This window comes from Pseudoalteromonas sp. T1lg24, assembly GCF_002964745.1.
GTDB classification, from domain to species: domain Bacteria; phylum Pseudomonadota; class Gammaproteobacteria; order Enterobacterales; family Alteromonadaceae; genus Pseudoalteromonas; species Pseudoalteromonas spongiae.
Window position 1 is genome coordinate 1,450,467 of sequence record NZ_PQCB01000033.1, and the last position, 13,018, is coordinate 1,463,484.

The 13,018-nt window shown below is 39.3% G+C and carries 16 protein-coding genes; 10 read left to right on the forward strand and 6 right to left on the reverse strand.

Features of this window, described 5'->3' with window-relative positions:
• The first annotated feature begins 96 nt into the window (after positions 1-96).
• The 4 genes from C2M30_RS18645 to C2M30_RS18660 all read left to right on the forward strand — a co-directional run bounded on the left by C2M30_RS18645 (position 97) and on the right by C2M30_RS18660 (position 3,073).
• Positions 97-1,326 (forward strand): TMEM143 family protein, encoded by a 1,230-nt coding sequence (locus C2M30_RS18645; RefSeq protein ID WP_105172833.1) that lies wholly within the window; start codon positions 97-99, stop codon positions 1,324-1,326.
• Between the two features lie 70 nt (positions 1,327-1,396).
• The gene (locus tag C2M30_RS18650) at positions 1,397-1,849 is read left to right on the forward strand and encodes a tellurite resistance TerB family protein (protein WP_105172834.1); all 453 of its coding nucleotides are present in this window, start codon (positions 1,397-1,399) and stop codon (positions 1,847-1,849) included.
• Positions 1,824-2,744 (forward strand): M61 family metallopeptidase, encoded by a 921-nt coding sequence (locus C2M30_RS18655; RefSeq protein WP_105172835.1) that lies wholly within the window; start codon positions 1,824-1,826, stop codon positions 2,742-2,744. The genes C2M30_RS18650 and C2M30_RS18655 overlap by 26 nt, the downstream gene beginning before the upstream one ends.
• Positions 2,745-2,827: 83 nt before the next feature.
• Complete coding sequence (locus tag C2M30_RS18660; protein ID WP_105172836.1) at positions 2,828-3,073, forward strand: hypothetical protein; 246 nt, start codon at positions 2,828-2,830, stop codon at positions 3,071-3,073.
• Here C2M30_RS18660 and C2M30_RS18665 read toward each other — a convergent pair whose 3' ends face one another.
• Positions 3,074-4,786, reverse strand: a complete 1,713-nt coding sequence (locus tag C2M30_RS18665) for an alkaline phosphatase D family protein (protein WP_234004783.1) — start codon at positions 4,784-4,786, stop codon at positions 3,074-3,076.
• Between the two features lie 721 nt (positions 4,787-5,507).
• Between C2M30_RS18665 and C2M30_RS18670 the strand changes: the two genes are divergently transcribed.
• Entirely contained in the window at positions 5,508-6,383 is an 876-nt protein-coding gene (locus C2M30_RS18670) for a PKD domain-containing protein (protein ID WP_158683575.1), read from the forward strand.
• 90 nt (positions 6,384-6,473) lie between these two features.
• Positions 6,474-7,328 (forward strand): PKD domain-containing protein, encoded by an 855-nt coding sequence (locus C2M30_RS18675; protein WP_105172838.1) that lies wholly within the window; start codon positions 6,474-6,476, stop codon positions 7,326-7,328.
• Between the two features lie 248 nt (positions 7,329-7,576).
• On the opposite strand, the gene C2M30_RS18680 is transcribed toward C2M30_RS18675, so the two are convergent.
• Positions 7,577-8,233, reverse strand: a complete 657-nt coding sequence (locus tag C2M30_RS18680) for a nitroreductase family protein (RefSeq protein WP_105172839.1) — start codon at positions 8,231-8,233, stop codon at positions 7,577-7,579.
• Between the two features lie 111 nt (positions 8,234-8,344).
• Between C2M30_RS18680 and C2M30_RS18685 the strand changes: the two genes are divergently transcribed.
• From C2M30_RS18685 to C2M30_RS18690, 3 genes are all read left to right on the forward strand, one after another.
• Positions 8,345-9,280: a LysR family transcriptional regulator gene (locus C2M30_RS18685; protein ID WP_105172840.1), complete on the forward strand. Its 936-nt coding sequence runs from the start codon at positions 8,345-8,347 to the stop codon at positions 9,278-9,280.
• 81 nt (positions 9,281-9,361) lie between these two features.
• Positions 9,362-9,490: a hypothetical protein gene (locus C2M30_RS22010; protein WP_267894217.1), complete on the forward strand. Its 129-nt coding sequence runs from the start codon at positions 9,362-9,364 to the stop codon at positions 9,488-9,490.
• 9 nt (positions 9,491-9,499) lie between these two features.
• A complete protein-coding gene (locus C2M30_RS18690) occupies positions 9,500-9,961 on the forward strand; it encodes a M23 family metallopeptidase (protein WP_234004784.1) in 462 nt (153 codons plus the stop codon).
• A gap of 66 nt (positions 9,962-10,027) precedes the next feature.
• On the opposite strand, the gene C2M30_RS18695 is transcribed toward C2M30_RS18690, so the two are convergent.
• Positions 10,028-10,381 carry a RidA family protein gene (locus C2M30_RS18695; RefSeq protein WP_105172841.1) on the reverse strand — a complete coding sequence of 118 codons (354 nt, stop codon included), beginning with the start codon at positions 10,379-10,381 and terminating at the stop codon, positions 10,028-10,030.
• A 154-nt stretch (positions 10,382-10,535) separates the two neighbouring features.
• On the opposite strand from C2M30_RS18695, the gene C2M30_RS18700 reads away from it, so the two are divergent.
• A complete protein-coding gene (locus C2M30_RS18700; RefSeq protein WP_010559089.1) occupies positions 10,536-11,429 on the forward strand; it encodes a tetratricopeptide repeat protein in 894 nt (297 codons plus the stop codon).
• Between the two features lie 112 nt (positions 11,430-11,541).
• Here C2M30_RS18700 and C2M30_RS18705 read toward each other — a convergent pair whose 3' ends face one another.
• The 3 genes from C2M30_RS18705 to C2M30_RS18715 form a co-directional block, all read right to left on the reverse strand.
• The gene (locus tag C2M30_RS18705; RefSeq protein WP_010559090.1) at positions 11,542-11,934 is read right to left on the reverse strand and encodes an MAPEG family protein; all 393 of its coding nucleotides are present in this window, start codon (positions 11,932-11,934) and stop codon (positions 11,542-11,544) included.
• Positions 11,935-11,936: 2 nt separating this feature from the next.
• The gene (locus C2M30_RS18710; protein ID WP_105173007.1) at positions 11,937-12,176 is read right to left on the reverse strand and encodes a DUF2960 family protein; all 240 of its coding nucleotides are present in this window, start codon (positions 12,174-12,176) and stop codon (positions 11,937-11,939) included.
• Positions 12,177-12,256: 80 nt separating this feature from the next.
• Positions 12,257-12,943: a tRNA (adenine(22)-N(1))-methyltransferase gene (locus C2M30_RS18715; protein WP_105172842.1), complete on the reverse strand. Its 687-nt coding sequence runs from the start codon at positions 12,941-12,943 to the stop codon at positions 12,257-12,259.
• Positions 12,944-13,018: the final 75 nt, after the last annotated feature.

Here is a 13,018-nt window from a genome sequence, read left to right on the forward strand (position 1 = left end):
GCCCGAGTTTTCAGGGCCTTTTTTGTGTTTTGGTAATTGGTTTAATGTTCGTTAACAGGTAAAGTTTAAAATATACCAAGCTAGCTAACTAAAACCATGTCATTAGAGCGTTATATACCGTTTCGTAAGTCTGATGTTGTGAGCATATGTCAAACACTGCTACCAAATGATAAACACGCATCATTTAAGGAGTTTGCAGAACTCTTTTCTAGCATTATTCATTTTGAATACCATAAACGTTTGGAATTATTGAAAGATAATTATGCGCCGTTTGACCCGAACGCAGATACGCGTTCTTTAGCGCCGTTATCTGAAAACGATAAGCACACGTGCCAAAAACGTTTCGCGCAGGCCTTTAGCGATATTCTAAACGCGGCTAATTTTGAGCGAATCACCGACCAAGATTTAAAAGACGCGTTAAGCGAAGAATCACTGTTTAAAGTAAGGCTTGAGGTAGCGTTTGATGATTTTGCTGAAGTGGTGTTTTACCGCCGCGGCGCCTCTCAAAAAGACGAAACATTACGCACTTGGTGGGGGCTTAAGAAACAAGCTATTCGCTTTACCAATTATGAGCGAGTAGCGGTGTTTATCCGTTTTAAAGACGAGGCGTACTTTCAACACGCTAAAAAAACGCCGCTAGGTTTTGAGCCCGGTTCAACCATTATTAAGCTGTTTCAAAACGTACCAAAGGCTGATTTAGAAATGCTATTTCCTAATAGCGAAGTACGCATGAGGCCCATAGATAAAGTGATTATAAGTGCATCAGCCGCTGTAGGCGGCGCCGTTGTCTTAGTAACCAAATTGGGCGCATCGATTATTTTGCTGGTTGCGCTGTTATCGTATTGGTTAGGATTACGAAGTGAAGGCGTGGAGTTTAGTCAGCAACATTTAATCAGCCTTGGACTTGGTTTAGGAGTATTTGGCAGCTTTATTTTTAAAGAATGGACTAAATTTAAAAATCGAAAAATTAAGTTTATGAAAGCGTTATCAGATAACCTTTATTTTAAAAACTTAGACAACAATGCAGGCGTGTTTCATACACTAGTCGACGCGGCAGAAGAAGAGGACTGTAAAGAAGCGATTATCGCATATAGCTTTTTACTTAACGCTGGCAAACCGCAAAGCGCAGACGAATTAGACAACGCAATTGAATGCTGGTTTGAACATAATTACCAATGTACCTTAGATTTTGAAATTAGCGATGCGTTAGCTAAGTTAGAACGCTTTAAACTCGTTTCAAAACAAAAAGACGGGTATACCGCATTGCCTCTCAAAAATGCCAAAAAGCAATTAGATAATTTATGGGATAACTTTTTTCAATATTAAGTGTCAAAACACATAATGTGTTTCAGTGTTTGTAATATCGTTTTATAAAACAGGTTTAGGAGTATGTACAGTGATAGCCCATTTAAAATCTTTACTATCTAAATTTAACGACACCTCGGTAGAGCGCGCTGCAATTGACTTTGAAACGGGCTTGGCGGCTTTACTTGTAGAGGTGATGCGTGCAGATGGCAAAGTGCTTACTGAAGAGTTAGAAAATATTCAAAATACATTGATTCACTATTGTGAGTTAGAACTGGATGCTGCAAGCCGCTTATTAACAAAAGCAAAGCAATTGGTTGAACAAGCCATTGATCTATATTCGTTTGTTAACGTAGTGAACGAACATACTAGCGATATTGAACGCATTGAGATTATAGAGCTGCTATGGCAAGTGGCATTTGCTGATGGTCAAATTGATGGGCAAGAAGATCATGTTATTCGTAAAATCGCCGGTCTAATGTATGTTACCCACGCTGACTTTATTCAGGCGAAAATTAATGTTGTTGAGAGCAGAAAACAGTAAATTTGCGCGAACCATAAACTTATACAAAGCGGTTTTATGCATTTTCGCCTTTAGTGCATACAGCGCAGAAACTGTCACGCTCCATAACTCAGATACAGAGGTGACGTATAAAAATTTGTCATCACTCTCTGTGTCTCATCAAACAAAGGTAAAAACGTGGTTAAACTTTGGCATTAATGCCAATAAGCGTATGTTAGGTTTACCGAGGCAAGCGCATTACTATTTTGATTTAAATCCCCGTTACTTTGCCACCGAACCCGTACCCTGGGCGCGTATTAATCGAGGTGTTTTTGATACCGTTGAATTGCACTTTTATCGTTATGCGTCGCTTACAAGCTTAAAACGTGATTGGACCTTGTATCATGAACTCTCTCATCTTTATCATCCGCTATTTGATTATAAAGACTTTTGGCTTGCCGAGGGATTGGCGACTTACTTACAAAATCGCGTTATGTTGCACAATCAACTGATCAGTCGTGATGAATTTATCCACCGCATCAGTGCGGGATTACAGCGCGGTAAACTTAATACTAAACAAAATAAAGGCCAATTAAATAGCGTAAGTGAAAACATGTGGCAACGTAATGCGTATCAGCGCGTTTATTGGACCGGTGTTGCGTTTTTTATTGAAGCTGAATCTCAGTTGAAAGCGCAAGATAAACCTGACTTAGTGTCACTAATTAAGCAGTATCAAATGTGCTGTCGTGAAAACGAACAATATGCAAGTGATCAGCAAGCCAAACAGTTTTTGCAATCGCTCGATAGATTATCACGCTCAGGTATTTTTACGTCGCTTTACCGTCGTTATCAAACACGAGAAGATTTTCCGGTAATTTCCAAATCTCAAATAGCCTCGCTAATTACGCCTTTTACACCTAAATCGCAATTGCAATAAGTAAGTTCATTTAAGGTTAACTTTTAACCTGCTAATTTTTCTTTTGAAAGTGTGTAAATACAAAGCGTTTTAGGAAAACTAAGGTGAATATGCAATTAAGCCGTGAAGAATTAACCATGTTATTGGGTGATAACAATCATGTTGATACTGTGAATGTTGAGCAAAATGACGAACTGTCATCCCTTATCTCACGCTTTGAGGGGTTACAGTTGGAGTTACACAATCTGTTGTGTTGCAACGTTGAAAAAGGCGATAAAGCTGCATTGTTACAACAACTCAATCGCCTAACAACATTAAATAATGAATTTATAAATGAACTTAATCACTAACTATTTAGCGAGTACTTCAGTCATTTGTGAACTCGTTTGATAATCATTTTGGTGTACGCTTGATAGTAAATGCCATTCGCTATGCGCTTTTTCAGCGGTAAATGTTACTGTCATAAAACCACGCTGATGGATATTGGCATATTCAAGGTCGTCTACTAACAATTTAAGTGCTTCCGCAAATTGTAATGCCATTTGCTCCGGTAATTGCAGGTAGTATTCAAGTCCTGGCGAGCTTACAGAGCTTGTTGCAAACTCATAGCCACACACATTACCTTTCCCGTCTTTTAGTTGTCCACCCCACGCGTTGTGAGTATCACCTGCAAGCGCAATTAAATTCTTATTAAATTCATTGGCGGTTTGTAAAATTAACTCGCGTTCAACTGGGTAGCCATCCCACGCATCTAGATTGTATGGTGCTACAGTGGTAACGCGGGCTTTTTCCATTTCTGTTAGGGTAGGATCGCCTGCCAATAATCGACCTTTAATTTGCGCAAGTTCTGTTAGTGTTTGAGCTGTTTGTGCACTTGGGTTAGCCAGTTCTGCAAGTAACTCTGCTGGAATATGCATACGATTCATTAATACTTGCTGGCCAAGCACTTGCCATGTTGCGTTTGAGTTAATCATGCCATCTTGCAGCCAAATTAATTGGTCAGTACCAATTAGTTTTTGCGTTGGCTCGATTAAATCTAAGATAAAGCGGTTACTATCAATTTGACCTGTTACTGGATCAATGTAGTTTGCATAATCTAACGGTTTTGCGCGACTTTCATGACGGGTGTCTAGCATATAAAGCGATACCAGATCACCATATTCAAATTGGCGATACAAACTTTCAGTTTGCCCCTTTACATAAGGACGAATTGGCATCCATTCAAAATAGGCTTGTAATGCGGCAAGCTTACGTGCTGTAAAATCACCTTCACCATCGTTGTGGTTTTCTGCACCGCTTTTAAATGAATCGTTGGCAACTTCATGGTCATCCCATACCGCAATAAATGGGCTATTGGCATGAAGCTGTTGTAATGACGTATCACTGCGATAAAGAGCGTAACGTTTACGGTAGTCTTCTAGGGTGATAATTTCGCCCGCATTATCGTCAGCTAGTTCACGGCCAAGTGCTTGTGCATTTTCTGTGGCATAGCCGCCCATACCGTATTCGTATATGTAGTCGCCAAGGTGTAATACTGCGTCAATATCCGTTAACTTAGCCGCTTCTGCGTAGGCGTGGAAATAACCTGCAGGGTAGTTTGCACATGACATTACAGCAAATTTAACCGAATCAACCGAACCTTGTGGCAGGGTTTTGAATTGACCTGTTGGTGATACTTCATTTTCGGTGACAAAACGATAATAGTATTTACTACCTGCGTTAAGGCCTGCAAAATCAATTTTTACTGTGTAGTCGTTTGATGCCAAAGCAACTACAGTTTGTTGCACTCGGTTAATGTCAAAATTTACGTCATCAGCGATTTGCAGCGTTAAATTAACCCCCTGCGGTGCGCCACTTGGGGTAACGCGTGTCCAAAGGATTATTGCATCACTAAGTGGGTCGCCGCTGGCAACACCATGATTAAAATTAATCGCAAAATCGTTTTCAGCAAGCTTGTTATCGTCGTCGCTGTTACAACCAGTAAGTGACATCGCAATTGTCGCGGCGCCAAGACCATACATAGAGGCTTTTAAAAAATTTCGGCGTGAGAAGTTGTGACTCATAAGGTGACCTTTTGTTTTTTTTATTATCATAGCTACCATATATGACAAAATTAGGTCTGGTCAAACCTCCAACCACCTCATTGTTAATGGATGTAACAATTTTATTATAAAATTCCTTAGCTTATTGAGATAACAATTTTTAAAACAACAGTTAGAACGATAACTTTTTGATGTGTCGTCAACTATAAAATTATATTACGTTGCACGTTATTTAGCGTTTCTCTGGTAAAACAGTTTATAAAACTTCGTTTACTTTATCGCTGCGAATAGTAACCAAATACGCTTAACCCAATAAGCAGCTCTCATTATACCTTTAACTTTATTTATACGGTTTGGGGGTAACAGCAGACAACGTTACCTAGCCAATGAATTGACTACAGTTCAAAGAACAAAACTAGTGGCCAATAGCGTCTATCTGTTTTAATTGCTTTCTTATAATTGAATTCAGCGCCAAACATTTCTTGTACGCCATATGGGGCATATTCAGATGAACGCCATAATAGTACGCTTAAGTGTTTTACTCTTAATTATAAATACGAATTTTGTTCAGTTTTTCTATATGATTCATTAAGTTAGGTAATTTAATGGTCGACAAGTAGGCATTTGGATATAGAAGTACGTACTGTAATTTCTAAGTTCCCACTTATACCTTTAGCTATTTAGGAAAGTAATACTAGGGCGGGCGTACCCTTAAAGCTGCTCAAAGCAAAAGGAAGTGAATATGTTTTACAAACCAAGCAAGGTTGGTATTTCCCTACACATAATAAAATATCTTACAGTAGTTATGTCGCTTGTGTTTTTATCAGCATGTGGCGTTACTTCACATGATAAAGGGGAACCGTTAAGTACTGAATCAAATAATAGATTGCCGTCTGTTAGTGCAGGGCCAGACCAAACAGTTAAAGTTCAATCAAACATTACGCTTAGCGGTAGCGGTTCTGATAGTGATGGCTCGATAGTAAGTTACCAATGGACGCAAACATCAGGCAAAGCGGTTATTATTGATAATCCAAATCGTCCAGATATTACATTTCGTGCTCCAAAAGGCATTACCGAGCAGCAAATTACTTTACAACTTACCGTAACGGATAATGAGGGTGCGACTAACTCGGATTCATTAATTATTACTGTTGTACCAATGACTCCAGAAGAAGCGGGGTTAGCACTTAGAAAGGCGCTTAAGAACGCCGGCTATTTAGCAAAAGTTGTCACCTTACCGCCTAAACCTGACAGAGAGCTGGCAATAGTCACAGTTGAAGGCATAGACACCAATAATAATGGCACCAGAGATGATTTAGAACATATCACCTATCAGGGTTTGAATATGTTAAAAGGGGTTAATTTAGATACATATAACCACATGATATCTATTATAAATATGATACAGCCGCCAGCTGTAGCAGTGGAAAATAGTATTAATAAAGTGGCCGTTTTTTGTTCTTACCAAGCGTTGCCCGAAAATGTAAAAAAGAAAATGCCTTTAAGGTTTGTGTATATGATCGTACTTAATACACAAGCCAGAAAAACAGCGCATGCCCGTTCGGTGATGTCAGCGCCGCGGAATTTAGGCCCTGAATTATGTGAACCAGCGGAATAAAGCGCTTTTATAGAAATTGAAAGCTTAGTTATTAAAAAAGGTTATATCGAGGCGTACCCTTAAAGGTGCTCAAAGCAAAAGGAAGTGAATATGTTTTACAAATCAAGCAAGGTTGGTATTTCCCCACAGGTTATAAAAAGTCTTGCGGTCACAGCAATGTTCGGCTTTTTGATTGCGTGTGACACGAGCTTAATTGATACAAAATTTAATAGTAAATTACCGTCTGTTAATGCAGGTCCAGATCAAACTGCAACAGAGCTATCAACTATCACACTTAGTGGCAGTGGTTCTGACAGTGATGGCTCGATCGTGAGTTACCAATGGACACAAACATCAGGCAAAGCCGTTGTTATTGAAAACCCAAGTAGTCCAGAAGTCTCATTTCGTGCACCAAAAGCAACGAATGAGCATCAAATCACCTTACAACTTACCGTTACGGATAAAAACGGTTGGGTTGATTCTGATTCATTAGTTATTACTGTTGTGCCAATGACAGAAGAAGAAGCGGCAGTTGCGCTTAGAAAGGCGCTTAAAGAGATCGGTAATTTAGCAAAAAAAGTCGCCTTACCGCCTAAACCTGATAGAGAGTTGGCAATAGCAACAGTTGAAGGAATAGACACGAATAATAATGGCACCAGGGACGATTTAGAACGTATCGCATACCAGGCGATGAATTTGCAAGATGGCGTTACATTAGATACATATAACCAGATGATATCTATTATGAATATGATTCAGCCACCGGCTGAAGCAGTGAAGAATAGCATTAATAAAGTGGCCATTTTTTGTTCTTACCAAGCATTGCCCGAAAATGTAAAAGAGAAGATGCCGTTAAGGTTTGTATATATGCTTGTACTTAATACGCAAGCCCGAAAAACAGCGCATGCCCGTTCGGTGATTTCAGCACCGCGGAATTTAGGCCCTGAATTATGTGCATCAGCGTAATAAAGCGCTTTTACGTTTTTATTTTTGCATCATGGCTCACGTTTAACACCGAGAAAATGGAAGATACGTTTAAGAGTGCAAACGCAAGCATATAGGGTTTAGCGCAATTGTGGTGTTTGTAGATTGATGATCAATTAACTGGAGTATACGTAACGGACCATAATATGGTCTACCGCTAGAACTTTCAGTTTAAAAGCGCACTTTTATAAACGTGCGCTTTTATTGATAACGTTACGACGATTATTCAATTACAAAATCGTAATTACTTGGTCTTTTGCTAAACGTGATTTTGGTAACGTGGCGTTGTAATCTTCGCTTTCTTCATGGTAACCAATCGCAAGCGCAACTTCACATACGTAACCGTTTAATTCATCGGCAAATAATTCGCTGATCATTTCTTTATCAACGCCTTCCATTGGTGTTGAATCAATACCTAAACGCGCTACTGTGTGCATTGTATTACCCAGTGCAATGTAAGTTTGCGCCTTAGTCCAATGCGCGTTGTTACCATGTTCGTCCGTATTTAAATCAACAAATGCAAACGCACCGAACGCTTGTTCTTTATTTTCAGCTAATGTACGGCCATTCTTTATATCAGTATCAATCACCTTTTCATAATCGCTGCGGGCATATTTAGGGTTATAAGCGAATAGTAAGGTATGAGACGCGGCCTTGATGTGCGGCTGATTAAACTGGAACTTGTTAACAAATGTTTGATGCATGCGCTGTTTCGCTTCATCAGAACTAATCACAATAATTTTCCAAGGCTGTGAGTTAATTGACGATGGTGATAAGCGAATAGCTTCTAAAATGATATCTAAATCTGATTGTGAAATTTTTTTACTCGCATCGTAACGTTTACTTGTATAACGACGATTTAGGTCAGTAATAATTGGGTGTGTCATTGATTGCTCCTAACAAACAAGGTGCTGTTAAACTTGAGCCTATTGTAAAACTTGATTATTTAAATAAAAACACGGTAATGTTTGAATCATTATCAAAAACTATTAGTTAATATGTTAATAGCCGATTTAAAACTCATTTTAAAAATTGCTGAACTTAACAGTATTTCTGGTGCGGCAGTATCCCTTGATATGCAGGCGGCAACAGCCAGTGCCGCGTTAAAACGTGTTGAGGCTGAGCTTGGTGTGGAACTGTTTGTTCGTACTACCCGTCATTTGAGGCTGTCAAACTCCGGTGAGCGGTTTTTACCGCAATGTCAAGAAGCAATAAATTTACTCTCTATCGCCAAACAGAATATTAAAGCTGATAATAAAGACATAGAAGGCGAATTATGCGTTGCTTTATCGTCCGATTTAGGGCGAAACATTGTAATACCTTGGCTCGATGAGCTACTTGATAGTTACCCAAATTTACGTTTGCGCAGTCATATAAGTGATAGCAATATCGATTTTTATCGTGACTCAGTTGATTTGGCGCTTCGTTATGGCAAGCCAAGCGATACAAACTTATATGGTTTTAAAATTTGTAATATTCCAAAGCTACTGTGCGCAACGCCCGAATATTTAAGCCAAAATGGCGAACCAATTAAACCGTCAGATTTACAAGCGCATCAAGGGCTTTTTTATCAGCTACAAGATCGCATCAACGACACTTGGGAGTTTTTAGATAACGACAAGGTAATAAAAGTAAAAATGAAAGGTCGACGTGCGGCTAACGACGGAGATTTGGTGAGACGATGGTGTTTAAAAGGCAAAGGCCTTGCTGTTAAATCAGCGATAGATATTGCCGACGACCTGATTGAGGGCAGAGCAGTGACATTAATGCCTAAATTCCCCCATAAAAGTACCGAGTTGTGGCTTATTTGCCCAAGTAGACAATCAATTACCCCTGCAGTGCGATTAGTGCGAGATGAGTGCAGAAAACGCACTAAAGTACTACTGCAAAAACTGATAGATAAAGGAATATTGACGAAAAGCGTACTTGATTAGTTATTTGAGTTAAAAAGAAAATTACGTTTAAACCTTTTTGATGGTGTGCTGCGACAAATAAAGTCAAAAGGGAGAATTACAATGAACAAATTAGTACACGCAATTTTGTTAACCTTATCTTTGTCGGCATGTGCAGAACAAGCCGTAGACTGTTCGGTATTTGAAGAACAAGCAAAATCAAAATACATCTTGCCATTTAAAAAAGGGTAATCCTACAAAGTGGAAGTGGCGACAGGCCATTACCGAGCAAGTAATGGGGGCGTAGGGTTGTATGCAGTTGATTTTAACATGCCTATAGGTACAACAATTGTTGCGGCCAGAGCGGGTGAGGTTGTAGCCGTTCGCGAGCAATTTGAAGATTGGAACGGGAAAGATTTAGCTGAAAATTTTGTCTTTATTAAGCATGCTGATGGCACTGTAGCGCGTTATTTTCACCTAACTTATTTAGGTGCCCTGGTAGAGGAAGGTGAGCAGGTAAAACAAGGTCAGATCATTGCTAAAAGTGGTAACACTGGGCAATCGGGTGGGCCACATTTACATTTTGATGTGCAAACATGCGGGCCAAATTTACCACCACACTATAACCAAAAACCATGTGGACAAACGTTACCCGTCGTTTTTGAAAATACCAAGCCCCATCAATGCGGTATTGAAGCTGGAAACGTATACAAAGCGATATAGTACGTAATAAAAATGAATAACCACAACCTTGTGGCTGTGGTTATTAATAAGTGGAGTTTAGTTAAATTAGTCTATTTGTGCCGCAATAACAGATACTTCCACTAATAACTCAGGGCGCGCCATTGCAGCTTCAACGCAAGCTCTAGCAGGTGCATGACCTTCTGGCACCCATGCATCCCATACTTCGTTCATTTCTTTGAAATACTGCATGTCTTTAATGTATACAGTTGCGCTTAACATATGTTCGCGACTGCTACCTGACTCAATAAGTAATTCATCAACTTTATCGAGCATGGTTTGCGTTTGTTCTTTAATGCCTTTAGTGGCATCTGCGCATACCTGACCACATAAATAGACTGTTTTATTGTGAATTACGATGCGGCTCATGCGCTGTTTTGTTTGCATGCGTTGAATGGTCATATTGGTTCCTAAACCTTGGTGATAAAAATTGGCAAAACTGTAGCAAAACAAACAGGTAATTAGTATTGAAAACGCAATGAAAGTTATAAAACATGGGTGTAGCTTATAACTGAATTGTTGTATATTAGTGGCTCAAATTAATAAGGCTAACTTAATGAAATTAAAATTTATCTTACTGTTTATTTTTACAACTTTGTGCTTTGGGGCTTTTGCAAATGAATCAAAACCAATGACAGAGCAACAGCAAGAAAAGGCAATAAAAGAACTCAACGAACCGCTGTATCGTCCGCTTTTGGAGCGTTACGTATTAGACGAGCTTAAATCGTTACGACAAGACCAGCAAAAGCTGCGTGAAGACACAACAAAACAAATTACCCATACGGAATTAAGTGCAGCAGACAGAGCGCTTGATTATACTAATGACACCATAAACAATGTGATGTTTATTATTACTGCAACCGCGACAATTTTGATTTTGGTTGGTTGGAATTCGTTGCGCGATGTGAAAAACAAAGTAGAAAGCATTGTTAACGAACGGGTGAAAAGTATTACCGAAGAGTATGAAAGCCGTTTAGGTGTGCTTGAAAGTGAATTAAAAGAACGCTCAGAAGAGATCATTAATAACCATCGGAAAATTACCATTACCAATGAAGTACATTCGCTATGGATGCGTGCAACACTAGAAAGCGATGTTAATTCGAAAATTGAAATTTACGATGAAATTTTAAAGCGTAAGCCTGATGATGTAGAAGCGATTACCTACAAAGCTGATGCATTATTAGAGCAAGGTAAAACGGTTAAAGCAATTGCGCTTTGCAATCAAGCAATTGAAGAAGAAGAAGATTATGGCTATGCCTATTGGCAGCGTGCGTGTGCCTATGCACAAGAAAATCGTTTAAGTGATTCAATGGATGATTTGCATATGGCGCTTAAGCTATCACCAAATTTAAAGAACGAGCTAGTAAACGAAGTTGCGTTTGAAAACTTACAAGTATTACCTGCATTCTTGAAATTATTGGACGACGCCGGTGTAAAACTGGGTGAATAATCGCAATTAGCATTCGCTTATTGACGCGATATCAATTTGGGAAATTGTTAATCTGATATCGCGTTAGCCGATAAAACTGCTCAAAAATCTGAGCCTACTTTATCTCACTTTGTTAGCTAGGTTGAATACTTACGACCATCATTGCAATTGGGCAAACTAGGCCAATAAGCCATACGCTTGAACGTAACACATGCCAATTTACGTAGTAACACACACAGTATAAAACCCGTGCAATCAAATAAATAATTGCCAGCGTTTCAGTTGTAGCTGTGATGGTGTTAGAGGCAAAAACAACAACTAGTGCAATAGTAAAAATAAGTAATGACTCAAAGCTGTTCTGATGTGCCGCTAATGCGCGTGCACCAAATCCGGTAAGCTTACTTTGTTGTGCGCGTGGATGACGGTTGTCATAGCCATCGAGCTTGTTCATTGCAATTGCGACAGGTGCTTTTGCTAAATAGGGAAGTAAGGCGGCAATAATGGCGCAAACGATGAGTGTATTCATAGTTACTCTTTAATAAATGTGATGTTAGTGACACCCAGCTTTCTAAAGTACTCATCTCTAAAGTTACGAATTGCCGCTTGGTCTTTAGCGTACAACGTTACTTGATGCTCCATTTTGGAATACTCCGCAATATCGAATCCTTCTGCCGCGGCGATTGCCTCAAACATTGAATTATATTTGTCTTGTGCGAAGTTAATTAACTTTTGCTGCTGGTTATATGTGTATTGAATTTTCTTAGCCATGTTAAACCTAAGGAATAAATTTACCTTCATTGTACTTAACAGGTAAACGGGTTGATATACGTACGCGCTAATTTAATCGATTAATTGCATTTAAGTTTATTTGCTAACGCTTGATACGCATGTAACGCGACTAGTGCGTCTTGATTGTTTCGGCTTACGTTTTGATAGTGCTTTATCAAGCGCATGAGGTACTGCGCTTTTTCGCATTGTTCAGCGCGATGCCATAGCTTGTCGCCAATAGGGGATATTGCTACACCTTGGCGCTTATTGCGTGTTACGTGAATAATTTCGTAAAACCGTTTGTTTTCAGAAATAAGCGATTCATCTATTAATGAGTAGTTTAATGCAATTAATTGCTGACGAAGTGTAAACGTATGATGCACTGGGCAAATGATAAATTCGAGCGCTACATCACCAAATCGCGCCGTTAATTGTTGAATAAATTCCGCCGCTAAATCACCGCCCACGCCCGCAATAATTATCAGGTGACAACCTTGGTATTGATCAAGTGGAAGATCGTTAACACTTATTGTATGGCACTGCCAATTTTTATAAGGCAACTGCTGAGAGTCAGGCTGCGTACTTAGCCCATTTTCCACGCCTTTCATAATGTGCGCAGAAATATCAACAAAGTGTATGGTGCTAGATGGGTAAGTCGCGAGTAAAGACATGCCTAAGTAACCGTGATCACAACATGTATCCCAAATATGGTGATACGGATTTTTGATTGTATTGGCGATGGATTGCAGGCGGTAAGATAATGGCATAACTAAATTAGGCGAAAATAATAAATTTAAACAGCTGCATTTTAACAAGTTCTCATTTATAAATCACAACCCTGT

Bases quoted from the DNA above. Each gene is read 5' to 3' on its own strand.
- C2M30_RS18645 (WP_105172833.1), top strand. From the start codon at position 97: ATGTCATTAGAGCGTTATATACCGTTTCGTAAGTCTGATGTTGTGAGC.
- C2M30_RS18655 (WP_105172835.1), top strand. From the start codon at position 1,824: ATGTTGTTGAGAGCAGAAAACAGTAAATTTGCGCGAACCATAAACTTA.
- C2M30_RS18665 (WP_234004783.1), bottom strand. From the start codon at position 4,786: ATGAGTCACAACTTCTCACGCCGAAATTTTTTAAAAGCCTCTATGTAT.
- C2M30_RS18670 (WP_158683575.1), top strand. From the start codon at position 5,508: ATGTTTTACAAACCAAGCAAGGTTGGTATTTCCCTACACATAATAAAA.
- C2M30_RS18675 (WP_105172838.1), top strand. From the start codon at position 6,474: ATGTTTTACAAATCAAGCAAGGTTGGTATTTCCCCACAGGTTATAAAA.
- C2M30_RS18680 (WP_105172839.1), bottom strand. From the start codon at position 8,233: ATGACACACCCAATTATTACTGACCTAAATCGTCGTTATACAAGTAAA.
- C2M30_RS18685 (WP_105172840.1), top strand. From the start codon at position 8,345: ATGTTAATAGCCGATTTAAAACTCATTTTAAAAATTGCTGAACTTAAC.
- C2M30_RS22010 (WP_267894217.1), top strand. From the start codon at position 9,362: ATGAACAAATTAGTACACGCAATTTTGTTAACCTTATCTTTGTCGGCA.
- C2M30_RS18695 (WP_105172841.1), bottom strand. From the start codon at position 10,381: ATGACCATTCAACGCATGCAAACAAAACAGCGCATGAGCCGCATCGTA.
- C2M30_RS18700 (WP_010559089.1), top strand. From the start codon at position 10,536: ATGAAATTAAAATTTATCTTACTGTTTATTTTTACAACTTTGTGCTTT.
- C2M30_RS18705 (WP_010559090.1), bottom strand. From the start codon at position 11,934: ATGAATACACTCATCGTTTGCGCCATTATTGCCGCCTTACTTCCCTAT.
- C2M30_RS18710 (WP_105173007.1), bottom strand. From the start codon at position 12,176: ATGGCTAAGAAAATTCAATACACATATAACCAGCAGCAAAAGTTAATT.
- C2M30_RS18715 (WP_105172842.1), bottom strand. From the start codon at position 12,943: ATGCCATTATCTTACCGCCTGCAATCCATCGCCAATACAATCAAAAAT.